15 protein-coding genes are annotated in these 14,468 nt (G+C 60.4%); 7 read left to right on the top strand and 8 right to left on the bottom strand.

The genetic code is table 11. The annotated features are described in order from the left end of the window. Nucleotides 1–120: 120 nt before the first annotated feature. Nucleotides 121–639: an SOUL family heme-binding protein gene (locus FVD38_RS25880; RefSeq protein WP_222706969.1), complete on the top strand. Its 519-nt coding sequence runs from the start codon at nt 121–123 to the stop codon at nt 637–639. Nucleotides 640–664: 25 nt separating this feature from the next. Here the strand turns inward: FVD38_RS25880 and FVD38_RS25885 are convergent, their stop codons facing one another. From FVD38_RS25885 to FVD38_RS25920, 8 genes are all read right to left on the bottom strand, one after another. Next, nucleotides 665–1,807, bottom strand: coding sequence for an ABC transporter permease (locus tag FVD38_RS25885; RefSeq protein WP_147937427.1), 1,143 nt, complete (start codon nt 1,805–1,807; stop codon nt 665–667). Further along, on the bottom strand, nt 1,804–2,985 hold the full coding sequence (locus FVD38_RS25890) for an ABC transporter permease (protein ID WP_147937428.1): 1,182 nt from the start codon (nt 2,983–2,985) through the stop codon (nt 1,804–1,806). Before FVD38_RS25890 ends, FVD38_RS25885 begins: the two co-directional genes overlap by 4 nt. Before the next feature lie 9 nt (nt 2,986–2,994). Next, the gene (locus FVD38_RS25895) at nt 2,995–3,972 is read right to left on the bottom strand and encodes an HlyD family secretion protein (protein ID WP_147937429.1); all 978 of its coding nucleotides are present in this window, start codon (nt 3,970–3,972) and stop codon (nt 2,995–2,997) included. 5 nt (nt 3,973–3,977) lie between these two features. After that, nucleotides 3,978–5,390 carry a TolC family protein gene (locus FVD38_RS25900; RefSeq protein ID WP_229494014.1) on the bottom strand — a complete coding sequence of 471 codons (1,413 nt, stop codon included), beginning with the start codon at nt 5,388–5,390 and terminating at the stop codon, nt 3,978–3,980. 251 nt (nt 5,391–5,641) lie between these two features. Continuing rightward, complete coding sequence (locus FVD38_RS25905; protein WP_081925863.1) at nt 5,642–6,334, bottom strand: IS6 family transposase; 693 nt, start codon at nt 6,332–6,334, stop codon at nt 5,642–5,644. A gap of 476 nt (nt 6,335–6,810) precedes the next feature. Further along, complete coding sequence (locus FVD38_RS25910) at nt 6,811–7,164, bottom strand: antitoxin VbhA family protein (RefSeq protein WP_147937430.1); 354 nt, start codon at nt 7,162–7,164, stop codon at nt 6,811–6,813. Then, nucleotides 7,154–7,375, bottom strand: a complete 222-nt coding sequence (locus FVD38_RS25915; protein WP_147937431.1) for a hypothetical protein — start codon at nt 7,373–7,375, stop codon at nt 7,154–7,156. The genes FVD38_RS25910 and FVD38_RS25915 overlap by 11 nt, the downstream gene beginning before the upstream one ends. A 303-nt stretch (nt 7,376–7,678) precedes the next feature. Next, nucleotides 7,679–8,656, bottom strand: coding sequence for a tyrosine-type recombinase/integrase (locus FVD38_RS25920; RefSeq protein WP_229494016.1), 978 nt, complete (start codon nt 8,654–8,656; stop codon nt 7,679–7,681). 453 nt (nt 8,657–9,109) lie between these two features. Here FVD38_RS25920 and FVD38_RS25925 point away from each other — a divergent pair, with 453 nt between their 5' ends. The 6 genes from FVD38_RS25925 to FVD38_RS25950 all read left to right on the top strand — a co-directional run bounded on the left by FVD38_RS25925 (nt 9,110) and on the right by FVD38_RS25950 (nt 14,254). Further along, nucleotides 9,110–9,964 (top strand): hypothetical protein, encoded by an 855-nt coding sequence (locus tag FVD38_RS25925; RefSeq protein WP_147937432.1) that lies wholly within the window; start codon nt 9,110–9,112, stop codon nt 9,962–9,964. A 431-nt stretch (nt 9,965–10,395) separates the two neighbouring features. Beyond that, nucleotides 10,396–10,653, top strand: coding sequence for a hypothetical protein (locus FVD38_RS25930; protein ID WP_147937433.1), 258 nt, complete (start codon nt 10,396–10,398; stop codon nt 10,651–10,653). Further along, nucleotides 10,653–10,943, top strand: a complete 291-nt coding sequence (locus FVD38_RS25935) for a hypothetical protein (protein WP_147937434.1) — start codon at nt 10,653–10,655, stop codon at nt 10,941–10,943. Before FVD38_RS25930 ends, FVD38_RS25935 begins: the two co-directional genes overlap by 1 nt. 3 nt (nt 10,944–10,946) lie before the next feature. Next, nucleotides 10,947–11,897, top strand: coding sequence for a plasmid replication initiator TrfA (gene trfA / locus FVD38_RS25940; RefSeq protein ID WP_147937435.1), 951 nt, complete (start codon nt 10,947–10,949; stop codon nt 11,895–11,897). Nucleotides 11,898–13,163: 1,266 nt separating this feature from the next. After that, nucleotides 13,164–13,868, top strand: a complete 705-nt coding sequence (locus FVD38_RS25945) for a ParA family protein (RefSeq protein WP_147937436.1) — start codon at nt 13,164–13,166, stop codon at nt 13,866–13,868. Then, nucleotides 13,865–14,254, top strand: a complete 390-nt coding sequence (locus FVD38_RS25950) for a hypothetical protein (protein WP_147937437.1) — start codon at nt 13,865–13,867, stop codon at nt 14,252–14,254. Before FVD38_RS25945 ends, FVD38_RS25950 begins: the two co-directional genes overlap by 4 nt. Nucleotides 14,255–14,468 lie beyond the last annotated feature (214 nt).

Raw genomic sequence — 14,468 nt, forward strand, 5'->3', positions numbered from 1 at the left:
GTTTCCTCATCATACTTAGACATCAGGCGAATAGCTAACATCATTAAGTTCGAAGTGCCGAAAAAATTCGCAACGACCGCTTTGGGTCGAAAGCAGCCCTTAACCAGGTTTTCCGTTCCGTTGCACCTCCTACCCCAGATTCGCCAATACGCGGCCTACACCGTCGCCGAGGTGGTGATGCCCCCGCCTGCCGATGACGCGGGCAACCGCGCCTTCCCGATCCTGGCCGGCTATATCTTTGGCAAGAACAAGGGCGAACGCAAGCTTGCCATGACCGCCCCGGTGACCCAGGCGCCGGTCCCGGCCAAGCTGGACATGACGGCGCCGGTGACCCAGAGCGCAGGCCCGGACGGCATCCTGGTGCAGTTCGTCCTGCCTAAAGACATCAACATGGACAATGCGCCGCTGCCGCTCGATGCGCGCGTCAGGCTGCGCGAAGTGCCGCCCAAACAGGTGGCGGTGATCCGGTATTCCGGCTTCTGGTCGCAAGCCAATTACGCCAGGCACCTGGCCGAACTCCAGGCGGCGCTGCGCGCAGCCAATATCACCTGGACCGGCGAACCGGTGTTGTCGCGCTACAACGGCCCGATGACGCTCTGGTTCATGCGGCGCAACGAGATCTGGCTGAACCTCGACTGAGCGGCGCCGCCCCTCCTGCGCCCCGCTACCGGGGCGCGGGCATGCGCCCCCATTTGGCCAGGCCGACAACGATGAACATAAGCGCCAGGCCGAGCAGCACGGCAAGCTCCATGCGCACCTCGTACAGGGAGGCGCCCATCTGGTTGGTGGCGACGAAGCCCTGGATGGCGGCAGTCGATGGCAGCAGCGCGCCGAGCGAGCGCAACGGCAGCGGGATGGCGCTCGCCGGCCAGGTCAGGCCGGACAGGAACATGACCGGCAGCGAGGTGGCAACGAGCAGCTGCATGCTGCGCTCGCGGGTGCGGAAGAACATGCCGGTCAACATGCCCAATGCCGCCACGCCATAGGCGAACAGCAGGGTCAGCACGGCCGTGCCCGCCAGGTTGCCGCCGCGCGGATAATCCTGCCACCAGAAGACGAAGCCGAAAAAGTACAGCGCATTCAGGACCACGACCAGCGCGAACGCACTCAGGGCGCCGCAGTACGAGGCCGTGTCGCGCCCGTAGGGGAAGGATTGCGCGCTCGACCAGCTACCGAACAGCAGCCCGATCCCGAGCAGGAAGGTTTGCTGCATGACCAGTACCACGACGCCGGGAACAACGTACGAGGCGTAGCCTTCGCGCACGTTAAACAGGGGCAGTGCCTCGACGGCAAGCGGCTGGCGCGCCGCCTCGGCCTGCACGCCGGACGGGGTCGCCGCGCCCAGGCGCTTGAGTTCGATTCCGGCGGACACCGTGCCGGCAACCTCGGCCAGGCCGTTCAGGACCACCTTGTTGAGCAAGGGATAGGAACCGTGGCCGCTGACCTCCACTTCGGGCTGCGCGCCGGCCAGCACCTTGCGGCTGAAGTCGGCGGGAATGAACATCGCGCCGGCCGCCTGGCCCTGCCAGATCAGCGCCTGGGCGTCTTCCGGCCGCGCGCTGACGCTGGCCACGACAATGCCGGGGTGCGCACCGGCGTAGCGGATCAGCTGGCGCGACAGGGCCGACTGATCCTGGTCGACGACCGCGACCGGCACCCGGCGCACCGTCTCGGCACTGTAGGGCAGCGGATAGAAAAACGAATAGATGATGCCGGAAATGAAGAACAGCAGCAGCGCCGCCTTGTCCCGCAAGATGGCTTGCCAGGTCAGTACGAAGGCGCCCCAGGCGCGGCGCGGGGCGCTCATTGCTTGCCCCAGGTGTCAGGCTGGTGCACGCGCCGCGCCAGGCGCAGCCAGGCGGCCGCGCCCAGCCCGAGCGTAAAGGCCAGCAGGATCGCCAGCGGCGCGATATTGAAGCGCAGCGGCGCGCCCGCCATCCAGGTGTTGTTGAGCATTTGCAGGTAATGGGTCAGGGGCAGCGATTCGGCCCAGATGCGCGCGCCGACGGGCATGGCCAGCAGCGGAAAGCCCTGGCCGGCGAACGCGAACGCGGGCGCCGTGATGAAGGCGCTGGCCGACAGCGCCGCGCGCAGCGACGAGGAGAAGGCGGCGATCACCGCGCCAAGCGCGAGGCAGGCCGTGATGAACAGCGCCGTCCCCGCCAGCATGGCCGTGGCGCTGCCCTGCACCGGCCAGCCAAGCACGACGCCGAACAACAGGAACAGCAACAGTGCATGCACGGCGAAGACGGCGCAGGGGATGAGCAATTTTCCGAGCAGGGCCGCGCCCAGCCGGCCGTGGGCGGCGGCCAGCCATTCGGCCACCGTAGCGGCGCGCAACTCGCGGCCAATGGCTGTCACCGCCGCCAGCGTGACGAACATATGCAGCAGCGTGAAGGCCACCGGCAGCGCCAGCGACGGGATGTAGCTGCCGTTTTCGTTGAACAGCGTGCTGGTGCGAGTACGCACCGGCTCGAACCGGGCGCTGGCTTGGGCGGGGCCGGCGCCGCGCCGCGCACGCCCCTGCAGTTCGATACCCGCCGACAGGGTTGCCACCACGGTGCGCACGTCGCGCGTCATGCCGCCCGAATGCGCCGCGAACTGGGCGTTATAGGCCCATTGCACCCTGGCGCCCCTTCCCGCGAGCACCGACTCCTGCAGATCGGCGGGGATCGACACCAGGCCGAAGGCCTGGCGCGCGCGGATCAGGCGCAGGGCCGCGGCTTCGTTGTCTGCCGCCAGCACCACTTTCAGTCCGGGCGAGGCGTCGAGCATGCGGATCAGGTTGCGCGAGATGGCGGAGTGGTCGCGGTCATGCACCACCAGCGGCAGGTCGCGGGCCACGCCGGCGGAAAAGATCCACCATGTCAGCAGGTAGAGCGCGAGCGGGATCGCGCCCAGCATGGCGATGTCCCACGGATCGGCGCGCAGGCGCGCCCATTCGCGCTGCAGGGACGATGCGATGGCGTTGCCGGAGCGGGTCATCGGCTGCGCTCAGCGGTCGAACACGACCGTCATGCCCGGGCGCAGTCCCGGCACGGGGGCGGTCGGGCGCAGCCTGACCTCGAAGGTGCGCAAATCCGTGCCGCCCGGGCGCGCCGCGCGCCAGGTGGCGAAGGCCGGCAAGGCCGATACTGCGGTGGCCTTGAACGCGGCCCGGGTCTTGAGCGCGGGAATGGTGGCCTGGTGCACGGAACCCTGCGCGTAGGCCTTGAATTCGTCTTCGCGCACGGCGATTACGGCCCAGACATCGGCCAGGTCGACCAGGGTGATGACGGGGAAGCCCTGCGGCGCCAGCTCGCCGGCCTGGATCGCGAGCTTGGTCACTTCGCCCGCGGCGGGCGCCTTGATGCGCGTCTCGTCGAGCGCGACGCCGGCTTCGTCGGCCACGCCGGCCACCTGGCGCGCCTGCGCCTCGGCAGCCTGGCGGTCTTCCGCACGGGCGCCCTGGCGCGCCAGCGCGTATTGCGCCCGGGCGGCGGTGGCCAGCTCGCTCGCCGAGCGCGCCTGGGCTTCGGCGTCGTCGCGTTTCTGGCGCGCGACGACGCCTTCGGCATACATCGCCCCGATGCGCTGGAACGTGACCCTGGCGAGCCTGGCGCCCGCCTCCGCGCGCTCCCAGTTGGCGCGCGCGGCGACGATTTCCTCCGGCCGCGCCCCGGCCTGCACCTTCTGGCTGGTCGCGCGCGCCGCATCGCGCGCGGCTTCGGCCTGCGCGACCTTGGCCCGCACTTCAGGACTGTCGAGCTCGAACAGCAGGTCGCCGCGGGCGACGCCCTGCCCCAGCTGCACATGGACCCGGCCGACCCGTCCCGGCACCTTCGACGCCACATTGATTTCCTGCGCCTCGATCTGGCCCTGGACCGGATCGTGGACGGGCTGGAAGGCCTGGTACAGGCCCCATCCGAGCAGGGCGAGAATGACGATGCCGGCGCCGCCGGCAAGCAGGCCTTTGGTGGAAGGTTTTGCCATGATGCTTATTCTTTCGTGAGGTCGACGATGTGCGTGGCGGTCCGGGAGAGCGCGTACAGGCGGTCAGGATCGCCGCTGGTGGCCAGCAGTTTGGCGAGCGCCATGACGTAGTCGTAAGCCGCCTGGGCACGCTCGAGGCCCGATTTGGTGTAATTGAGCGAAGCGTCGGCCACGTCGGTCGAGGTCGCCTGGCCGTTCTGGAAACCCACCTGCGCCAGGCGCCGCGTCTCGGCCGCCAGCTCGATCGCCGACGCCATCGCCAGGTAGCGCTGGCGGGCGTCTTCCATGGTGCGCCACTGGCTTTCGGCCAGGGTCGGGATATCGCGCCCGGCCTGTTCGGCCGCGACCTCGACGCGCTGCTGCTCGAGCCGGGCGGCGGAGGTCATTTTTGCGCGGTCGATGCGCTCGACCAGCGGGATGCTGACCGACACGCCGACCAGCCAGTTGGCGCGGCTCGAGCTGCCGCGATTGAGGTTGTAGTTGGCCACGCCGATGACGGTCGGGCTGAAGGCGCGGCCCTGCAGCTGCAAGGCGCCGTCCGCCTGCTTGCGCTTGCTTGCGATCTGTTTCCAGGCCGCGTTCGACGCCATGGCCGCGTCGATGAACGAAGCCAGCGAGCCGGGCGGTTGCGCGTTCACGAACAGCGGCGTGGTCGGCGTGATGGCGCCGGGCGCGTCGAGCAGGCGGCGCAGCGCGAGCTGCGCGATCTCGAGGTCGCTGTCCGCCTTTGCCGCTTCCCTGAGCGCATTGTCGACGGCGACATCGGCTTTCAGGCGCTCGACCCTGGCGATCAGTCCAGTCTTCTCCATCTTGAGCGCCATGCGCTGGTGTTCTTTGGCTACTTCTGCCGCAGCGCTGCGCAACTGCCAGGCCTTGCTGGCCAGCTGCACCGTGAAATAGCGTTGCGCCAGCTGCGTCGATGCATCGTCGAGGGCCGCCTGGACGCTCGCGCCGGCCTCGTCGGCGCGGCCCGCGGCGATCTGCTTCACCGCATCCAGCCGTCCGCCCGTGTAGAGCGGCCAGACCGTGTTCAGGCCGAGCGAACGCACATCGAATACGCGGTCGACATTCAGGGCCGGCGGGATGTCCGGCAGGTTCAGCCCCGGCAGGGGCGGCAGGGAGTCGAGCACCGGGTTGGCTAGTTGCGCAATGGCGCCGGTGTCGACGCTGAGGGTGGTCGAGACCCGCCCGGCGAAGCCGGACAGGCGTACGTCGGGGCCGTCGATGCGGCGCAGTGCCTCGGCCTGCAATTGCTTCGCCTGGAAATCGAGCCGGGCCCCATTCACCGATCCCGCACTGGAGCGCACCCAGCGCAACGCCTCGGCGTAGTCGACGCCGGCATCGGCGTGCGCGGCCTGGGCCAGCGCCAGCAGCGCGGCGGCCGCGATTGCCCCAGGCAGGTTAGCCTTCATTCTCATGCATTACTCCGGTATTCGATCGTCGACCCGCCATCCGCGGCGCGGACGCTGTTGCGCCGTTCATGCGTAGTGCATGGCAGGCATTGTAGCCGGAATGATAACGCTTCGAGCGTAAAGACGCCCGCCGGCTTGCGTGCGCGGCTCAGGGTGCGACTGCCTCGGCGCCGACCAGCCAGTCCTGCTCGCGCAGGCGGGTTCTGTCGCGTTGTTGATCAAACGGCGGAAATTGGCCGAAAACGGAGCTGCGCCCCTCACACTGGACGGACCACTCCTGCCATCGCAGAAAATTGGTCGGCGAACGACATCGCCTCGGCGCCGTCGATCTCGAACTGACCTTTGCGGATCATGTGAATCAGCTCAATTCCAGCCAGCACCGAACTGGCGGACCGGAACGATTTGAAGTTGAGCATCGGCCTGGTCACCCGCTTAATAGCGCGATGGTCCTGCTCGACGATGTTGTTGAGGTATTTGACTTGGCGTACCGCAATCCGGACGTCGCGACCAGCGTTGACCTCGTCGATCGCCGCCTTATTGGCACCACTCTTGTCCATCGCGATCTTGTCGGGATTGCCGTTCGCACCCATCGCCTTTTCGAAGAAGCGCTTCGCTGCAGGCATGTCGCGCTTGGCCGTTAGCAGGAAGTCGACAGTCTTGCCCTGCTTGTCGACGGCGCGGTAGAGGTATTTCCAGACCCCTTTGACCTTGATATAGGTCTCATCCATTCGCCAGCTGCCACCGACGGGGCGCTTGTATTTCCGGGCCATCTTCTCGATGAGCGGCAGGAAACGAACCGCCCACCGGTTGATCGACGAATGGTCGACCGACACGCCGCGCTCTTCCATCATCTCCTCGAGGTGCCGGTAACTCAGCGGGTAGGCTGCATACCAACGGATGCAGACCAGGATCACGTCGATAGGAAAACGCATCCCTTTGAAGTTGAGCATATCGATTCGTCCTGGGTTCGGGCGCCGCAGTTTACCCGATTGACCCGTCGACGTTCCCTAATGCGACAGAACCACTTAAATGCAACCCGGTGCAACCCGATGCAACTCAAATGCACCCATATGCACCTGAGATGCACCCCTGTGCACCTGAGATGCGCCCCTATGCACCTCATATGCACCCTGTCTTAGTAATTTTAGCTATCAATATAGGCACGAGAGATATGAATACAAAACTCGAGAGTTTTCTATTTATATCCGTGCCAAAGGGGAGCCCTTTGGAACCCTTGGCGCCATAAGGTTTTAGCAACCCGCGCAAATAAGTCCGACCGACGGTCGAACGATGATCCTAGAAGGTTCATGGATGACCTGTATATAGGTCATCCATGACGCTGATCTTAAACATGTTGATCGGTCCCCTATCGTCTTTAGCGACCGACAAAATTTAAGGATAGTGCAAACCGCCTGCTGGACCTTACTTACGTGACTTCACGAAATCCTGCAGCCTGATATCGATGTTTTATCGTGTCAATGTATTCCTGCATACTGATCTCGCCGCGCACCCATTGCTGTTGAAGCGCTTCTCCTTCAGGTGAGCATTTGAGGCCTTCTAACGCAACAGAGACGCGCCCGAAGTCCATGGCAGCTTGTCGGTGTGCGATCAAGGCAGCTGTCCCCGGACTTGGATCATCCTGTTTGAGACAGCCCACAAAGCGCGGAACCGCGCGCAAGGGCAACAGCGACAAAAACGTCCCTGCTGGCCAAGCGCTGCCATTGATTCCAAACAGCACCTGACTTTTTTTGCACTTTGTGAGGCCGCGCCTAAATTCCATCGATCTCGCTCACGACACACTTCTCCTCGTTCAGCACTGCCAAATCCTGACCCTGTAGCTTCGCCAGCAGGGCGACCTCGTACAGGGCGATCGCCTTGAGTAAAACGTCGGCTTCACTAGAGCCGCTGGCGACAGCCAGCCTTGCCAACTTGGCTTCGAGGGCAGGGGACATGCTCAGCGTCATTTGAACGTTTTTGGTGTCAGTTACCATATCGAATTCCTCCGTTATAGGTTGATTTTGCAGGTCTATCCTAAACCACTGCGCCAGGCAGTTCATTCAAATTCGCGGGTTCCCCGCACCCCTAATTCTTTACACACATTACGCACTAAACAAAATAGCGATTTTTGTAACGTAAGCTTATGATTTTAAAAGGAAATATACTGTCTACAATTTGCTCATCGCAGACATGTGAAAAAATCTTAAAAATCTATAAATATAATAAAATCAAGGACTTAGGTTGTCTACAAACGTAAACAAATGAAACGTGAACGATAGAAAGATTCTTCTCAAAATTTATCGATAGACGACCTTGAAAGTCGGGCTATCCTCGGGCCGGCTCTGGCGGCGGTCATAAACCCGGGTGGTGGCGATATTCGCGTGACCCAACCACTCTTGTACCTTAGCGATATCGGCGCCGTGATCGAGCGCGTTGGTGGCAGCGGTGGCACGCAGCGCATGGGGTCCGAAGCCGGCAACGTCGATCTGCAGAGTCTTGGCGTAGCCGGCCAGCAGCTTATAGACACCGTCTGGCGTGATCGACGACTTTCCACTCTGGGCGTTATTGCTGACCGGCCGGAATAAAGCACTTGCCTTGTCGTCACCGTGGCCGGCCAGATCGAGGTAGGCGGCAATCGCATCAGCCGCGCCGGGGTGTAGTGGCACGTAGCGGATTTTGCTCCCCTTGCCGTGCACCTGCAGGTGTCTGACGCCGCGGCGCTCCTGGATGTCGGCCACGCGCAGCGCGCACAGCTCGGCGCGCCGCAGACCGTGATAAAGCAAGGTTGCCAGGAGTGCGCGATCGCGTAGCCCGCGCAAGGTGGCCAGATCGGCGGCGTGGAGCAGGGCGTGCGCCTGGTGGTCGCCGATCGCCGGCGTCTTGCCCTCACTGCTGGCGATTTTCGGACGTTTGACGCCGTCGACTGGATTGCCCTGAACTGCATTGGCCTCACACAGTGCCTCGAACAAGGACGACAACGCGGCGAGCTTTCGTCGGATCGACGCGCCGCTCAGCGCACGTCGCTCCAGGTCGCGGCGCCAGGCCAGCACGTGAGCGCGTGACACGTCACGAAAATGTTCCGGGTTCTCCAGCCCTGTAAAGGCCATGAACTCCTGCACGTCATTTTGGTAAGCGCGACGGGTTTGCGGGTTGTCGATGTTAGCGAACCAGGTCAGCGCCGGCGGCACCTCGGCCAACTGGTGGAAGTCATGTACGGATAGCCCACGCGACGGCGGAGTGACTGGCATCAAAGTGTGTTCGGGATCGTTGGGCATGGCCTACCTGGTCGAGAACGTTAATAGCTCACTCTACTCTTGATAACCTATTTTATCAATAGTAAAAACCTGGTCTCAAGAGCGGTCACGCCAAGACGCATGAGGTTGAGGCCGTACGCGAACGCGGCACCGATGAAGCGAAGGGAGCCGACCAGGAAGCCGACACCCAGGCACTGTAGCAGCTGCCGGCCGAGAGCGTGCAGCCAGCCCAGCAGCCGATTATGGGCAAGGCCTCTGACTGAAATCTAGAGCGGAAAAGGAAAACGCCAGCCCCGTAGGGCTGGCGTTTTTGAATCCCGCATTCCGAAGTTTTTCCCTTGCGAACAAGTTAGCCAACATCGGTGCTCTCACATAAGAAATGTACAGGAATAAATCGCTGTACCTTCTAGGTAGCTCCCGTAGGAGAACCATAGGCAGTATCATAGCACATCTTTACTAAAAATGATCAACCCTATGAACGACGCGCAGGCGATACAGGCGGTTTTAGACGATTTATCAGCTCCAAAGTTGACGGCGTACAAGAATCTAGGGCTTAAAGATGACTGGCAGGTCATCCAAAGTTACATTTTCCTCTTGGACTTAGCAGGGCACTTTGTTGTTCCATTGCAACTTCTTGAGATTGCTCTACGGAACAAAATGTATAAAGAAATTGCCAAACAGACAAAAAATCAGTTTTGGTACAACGCAGTGCCTTACTCGAAGGATTCTAAGCGTCAAGTAACGTTAGCTAAAAGCGAGGCATTGAAAGACGGCAAAACTTCCCCAGATGACATCATATGTAGGCTGATGTTCGGATTTTGGGTTTATATGACTGATAAGCCATACCGGCCTTCGTTCACGCCTAAGGCAGGGGAGCCAGCAGGAACAAATCTTTGGCAGTTCATCAAGGGAGATGTGTTCCCAGGGGCAACGGCCTCAATGAATCACATTTTCGATGAACTAAAAGCAATCAATAAGATGAGGAATCGTCTTTTTCATCATGAGCCATTGTGGAAGCTCTCGGGCCATCAAGACCTGGCTGCAGCAGTAGCGCGTACTCGTGCTCAGTATGATCGAGTCCTCAAAGTGCTTGGCTGGATTTCTCCAGAAAAGCTCAATCTGATCAATGGCTTAGGCAACACTGCCAAGTTTTATACAGCATGCGATGCTACGCTTTTCAAGCCTATGCCTACGGCTGCGGAGCAAGCCGTTAAGGATGCTAAGGACGCCCAGGACGCTCAGGACGCTCAGGACGGCAGCACTCTGGTCGAGCAGGCCAACGGAACCCAGGCCCCACAGTCGCAAACGGTAACCACGAAAGCAGCTTAGTGCTCGACTACAGCAAGGCTGTAACATCGAAAGGACAAGATAAAGGCTGGGTAATCCCCGGCCTTTTTTGTGATGCGTTCGCTTGCGTCCCGATTCCAGGAGCTGCAACTGGCGCAGTTCCTGGCCGTCATCGTGATGACGAACTCCCACACGGCCCAGTACGTCACAGCAGCGCCGGCGCCACAGTCTTCACTAAGCACGCAACATCCAGCTGCAGGAAATAGAACCGCATTTCCCCCGAACTGCGCCTGTCACAGTTATTAGAGTCATGAAGAACTTCTAAAGAAGTTTTTGTAACCGGCTTCATAAATACAGAAGTGACATCAACCGCGTAGAACGGGGTTTATGTCAAATGAGAAAAATATTCTTGTAACCGGTCACTGGACAGGGTACAGTTACCTAAGTTTTCTCACAGACAACGGACGCACAAGATGGACGAACAGAAGCGCGGGCGAGGCCGGCCGGCAGGATCGGGCGAACAGTTACCCGCTGTCGAGCGCACCCGGCAGAGCCGGCAGAACCGAGCCGCTAACGGCGCGACCAGGTTGGATTTTTACTTGGACCCGGCCCACGCTGACCAGCTTGCGCAGCTGATGGCCCATTGGGAGCTGGACACCAGAAAGGAAGCCGTACAGCGCGCCCTGGACATCGTGCACCAGACCATCACCAACAACCGAAAGGCCGCGTGATGAGCTACAGCTACGAAATCAAGCCACGCCCGGCCGAGCTGGGCGGCGGGTGGAAACTGGCCCTACTGCAGGACGGCCAGGAAGTCGGCGGCGGTGTGTTCTCGGTTCCCGAGGACGACCCGCAGGCCGGCATGAACTGGTGGAGTTCCTTGACCGAGAAACGGCGCGCTCATTGGCTCACTATGGCCGCGTCAGCCATGCCGGCTGCAGCCCGCCATGCCTATTTGTTGGCCGAGGCGTACAACGACGCCCAGGATGAAGCCGAAGCCTGGATGAGTACGAGGGGATAGGGAATGGCAGACATAAGCAACACACCGACCGAGAAGGCCGCGCCTAAGGCGCGTAAGCCGCGTGCAACTACCAAGGGTCGGGCGCCGACTGATGTAGCGGCGATCAATACTGATGTACCACTGCAGATGGGATTCTGGCCGGACGAGGTGCGAGGCGTGCCGAACGCGGCATTGCGCGGCGCGCTGTTCTCGATCAACCAGGAGCGCGAACTGGCGAAGAAACGCCAGAAGCTGGCGACAGTAGACGGCTATCAAATCGTATTCAAAGGCGAGCGATACAACCAGCGTGACCTCGACCTATGGGAAATGCTACTACACATCGGCCGGCAGCAGACCTATGGCAAGCACATCGAGTTCATCGCTAGTGACTTACTCAAGGCGCTGGGGCGGCCTACTGGCGGCACCGATTACGAAGAACTGAAAGAGGACATTTCACGGCTCATGGGTGGCGTGGTCGAAATCACGTTCACAGACACGAAGGAAACGTTTATCGGCTCACTGATCCATAACGCCTACCGAGAAGAGACGACCCAGCGTTACGCCATCGTGTTCGATGAGAAGATGCGTAAGCTGTACGACGCAGGCTATACCCATGTAAATTGGGAGCAGCGTAGGAAATTGAAGGGCAACAGCCTGGCCCAATGGCTGCACGGTTTCTACGCTACGCACGCGGCGCCGCTACGCTACAAGGTAGAAACGATCCGCCAGCTATGCGGCAGTACAACCGAACGGCTTACCGACTTCCGCAAGGCACTACGCGTGTCCTTAGAAAAACTGAAGGGCGCAGGAGCGATCACCAGCTGGAGCATTGATGCCAAGAGCGACCTAGTAACGGTGCGGCGCAAAGCTAGCGTGAGCCAACAGCGGCACCTGGACAACAAGACGGCAGCAGAGGCCAGCGCGGAATTCTCTACTGGCAGCACCGGAACGCTATCGGGGTTTGACTCCCACTAATGCCCGGTGGCGGCCTGCCAAAGTAAGTGAATCCCTAGTGATTTCATCGGGGTTTGACTCCCACCACAGAGAGAGCGTGTACACACTCTCTTTTTTGTCCTATAACTAGCGAATCCTTCGGGGTTTGACTCCCATCCAGGCATCGGGGTTTGACTCCCATACTTCGGGGTTTGACTCCCACCCTTTCGGGGTTTGACTCCCACCCTTTCGGGGTTTGACTCCCGGAAAATACCTGTTTTTCATAGTGTTAACTTGGGACAATAATAGAGTTTTTAATAGCTTTTTAATACGCACGTAGCTGCGCCGTGCGATTTAATATCCCACCCCGCCCGCTAGCGGGCACCCCTTGAGGGGAAATCAAGACTGCGCTCCGCGCACAAGGAAGACTCAAAACCGATATGCACAGGCTATCGCACCGATCGCTATCGCTGGAATCGCCAGAGTTGTCTTTCGGTTTCAAGGTTTTTGATTTCTCGGTTTCAAGGTTAACCGGGCGCACCGATTTCGGTACGAAATCGGTGCGCAAGCAAGCGGGGACGCCCGCGCGCCAAGGAAGTTAGTAGCATTTTCACGAAGTCCTATATTCCTAACCTTGTGTCTGGACTGCGTCCCGCCGGTCGACGGCGGGCCTTGCCATGATGGGCTGGGGTGTCCCTAACGGGCCATCCTCGCTCCCTTGCCCTTCGGGCTTCGGTCCTCGGACTCAAATCGCCCCAGCGGGCAGCACATCGGTCGACTGATGTCTACCAGGTGCAGGAATGCTTACGCCGCGGTGCAAATAACATACATCAAGCCGAAGTTTTTAGTGGGGTAACACTAGAAAGGGTATTGGGACTGCATAGGCGGGCGAAGAACCGCATTCTTGCAAAGCTGACTCCTGTGTATATCCTGCATCAAAAAAACTTCTGTAGGCCTGTTTAGCATGTCAGCGGCTACCTGGCGAACCGACTAACCGGGGTAATCAGGGAGAACGGAAAAAATCGGGCGCTAAGCCGAACCAAATGAGGGGACTGCATCATCTGTGTCATTCAACGTGTGGCAATTGCCGCTGCAGAAAAATTGTTTCTTAACTATTCATTGTATGCAGTCAGCGGCCTCGACATCTATGCCCTGGCAGAAACTTGCTTCTCGCTTTACCGAAAAGCTAAAGTTGCTTGATACTTAGTGATAGCTAATGGTACCATTAGATATCTTTCGGTACTGTTCGGTAGCCTCCATATCATTCTAGTGTTACCATCTGGTACTACCATCTATCAAGGGGTATCTATGCCTACCATCGTTTTCGTGTCGCCCAAAGGGGGTGCTGGAAAGACAACTTCAGCACTTGTGCTTGCCGAGCAGCTGGCACGCAGCGCCGATGTCACCGTCATCGATGCTGACCCGAACCGACCGATCGAGAACTGGTCCAAGGGTGGCGCCAAGCCGGCGCGCATGACCATCGTCGCGGACGCTGATGAGGAGAACGTCATCGAGCGCATCGAAGAGGCTGCAGCCCGGACTCCGTTCGTCATTGTCGACCTGGAGGGTACCGCGGCCAAGATTGTCGTTATGGCCGTTAGTCAAGCAGACTTCGTGATCGTGCCGACCCAAGGCAGCCAGTTAGATGCCGAACAGGCTGGCCGTGCCTTCCGCGTGATTCAGCAGCAAGAGAAGATGGTCCAGCGCAGGGTGCCAGGCTATCGCTTGCCGTTCTCGGTGCTGCTAACGCGAACAAACAGCGCGATCCGCACGCGCACGCTCGCGCATATCGAGAAAGGCCTAATCGCTGCTGGCATCCCGGTGTTCGAGACCGAGCTAAATGAGCGCGAAGCTTTCCGCGCCATGTTCTCGTACCGCCAGCCTCTGGCCGGGCTGAACCCAGCCGAGGTGGCCAACATCGATAAAGCGGTCGGGAATGCTGAGCAGTTGGCGCAGGAAGTCATTAGGGCCCTGCGCAAGGTCCAGCAGCAGTCAACTCCGGAGGCAATATGAACGAGCGTGTGAACCCATTCGGCGACTTGGGCGACTTCGCGCCGGCGCCACCAAAGTCCAAGGCAGATATCCGTGAAGTCGTGGACCAAGTCGCGGAACAGCACGGCTTTCCGAGCCGTCAACCAGTGAAATCATCTGTCCCCGCCAACGCGTCAATGCCGGTCCCAACGCCGGCGCCGAAACCGCAAACGGTACAGGTCCAGCCGAAGGAACAGCTGCCGAGCCGGCGCCGCACAACCGGACGGAGCGAGCAGGTGAACATCAAGACCACGTTTGCAGCCAAGAAACGGCTCATGGAAATTTCAGTCGAGCGCGACATGCCGCTTGGCGAGATCCTGGAGCGGGCACTTGCTGCACTTGAAAATGAATGGGCAAAAGCTAACTAATGGTACCATCGGTTACCATTTGGTATCGTTAGATGATGCAACAGGCTTACGAGCAAAGAGCGGGGGAAGCGTTCCTCCCGCTGCACAACTTTATGCGGAAGCGCCTGGGCCGAGACGAACTTCCGCTATCGGCCAAAAGCAGACTGTCGCGATGCTAGCACAAAGCTAAATATCGCAGCATTGACGGCAATTCTTTCGGCAGCCAAGAAGGCGG

Source organism: Massilia arenae (genome assembly GCF_008014745.1).
GTDB classification, from domain to species: domain Bacteria; phylum Pseudomonadota; class Gammaproteobacteria; order Burkholderiales; family Burkholderiaceae_D; genus Telluria; species Telluria arenae.

What these genes read in the sequence shown, in the direction of transcription:
- FVD38_RS25885 (WP_147937427.1), bottom strand. Translation starts at nt 1,807, where the DNA reads ATGAGCGCCCCGCGCCGCGCCTGGGGCGCCTTCGTACTGACCTGGCAA.
- FVD38_RS25890 (WP_147937428.1), bottom strand. Translation starts at nt 2,985, where the DNA reads ATGACCCGCTCCGGCAACGCCATCGCATCGTCCCTGCAGCGCGAATGG.
- FVD38_RS25895 (WP_147937429.1), bottom strand. Translation starts at nt 3,972, where the DNA reads ATGGCAAAACCTTCCACCAAAGGCCTGCTTGCCGGCGGCGCCGGCATC.
- FVD38_RS25900 (WP_229494014.1), bottom strand. Translation starts at nt 5,390, where the DNA reads ATGAGAATGAAGGCTAACCTGCCTGGGGCAATCGCGGCCGCCGCGCTG.
- FVD38_RS25905 (WP_081925863.1), bottom strand. Translation starts at nt 6,334, where the DNA reads ATGCTCAACTTCAAAGGGATGCGTTTTCCTATCGACGTGATCCTGGTC.
- FVD38_RS25910 (WP_147937430.1), bottom strand. Translation starts at nt 7,164, where the DNA reads ATGGAATTTAGGCGCGGCCTCACAAAGTGCAAAAAAAGTCAGGTGCTG.
- FVD38_RS25915 (WP_147937431.1), bottom strand. Translation starts at nt 7,375, where the DNA reads ATGGTAACTGACACCAAAAACGTTCAAATGACGCTGAGCATGTCCCCT.
- FVD38_RS25920 (WP_229494016.1), bottom strand. Translation starts at nt 8,656, where the DNA reads ATGCCCAACGATCCCGAACACACTTTGATGCCAGTCACTCCGCCGTCG.
- FVD38_RS25925 (WP_147937432.1), top strand. Translation starts at nt 9,110, where the DNA reads ATGAACGACGCGCAGGCGATACAGGCGGTTTTAGACGATTTATCAGCT.
- FVD38_RS25930 (WP_147937433.1), top strand. Translation starts at nt 10,396, where the DNA reads ATGGACGAACAGAAGCGCGGGCGAGGCCGGCCGGCAGGATCGGGCGAA.
- FVD38_RS25935 (WP_147937434.1), top strand. Translation starts at nt 10,653, where the DNA reads ATGAGCTACAGCTACGAAATCAAGCCACGCCCGGCCGAGCTGGGCGGC.
- trfA (WP_147937435.1), top strand. Translation starts at nt 10,947, where the DNA reads ATGGCAGACATAAGCAACACACCGACCGAGAAGGCCGCGCCTAAGGCG.
- FVD38_RS25945 (WP_147937436.1), top strand. Translation starts at nt 13,164, where the DNA reads ATGCCTACCATCGTTTTCGTGTCGCCCAAAGGGGGTGCTGGAAAGACA.
- FVD38_RS25950 (WP_147937437.1), top strand. Translation starts at nt 13,865, where the DNA reads ATGAACGAGCGTGTGAACCCATTCGGCGACTTGGGCGACTTCGCGCCG.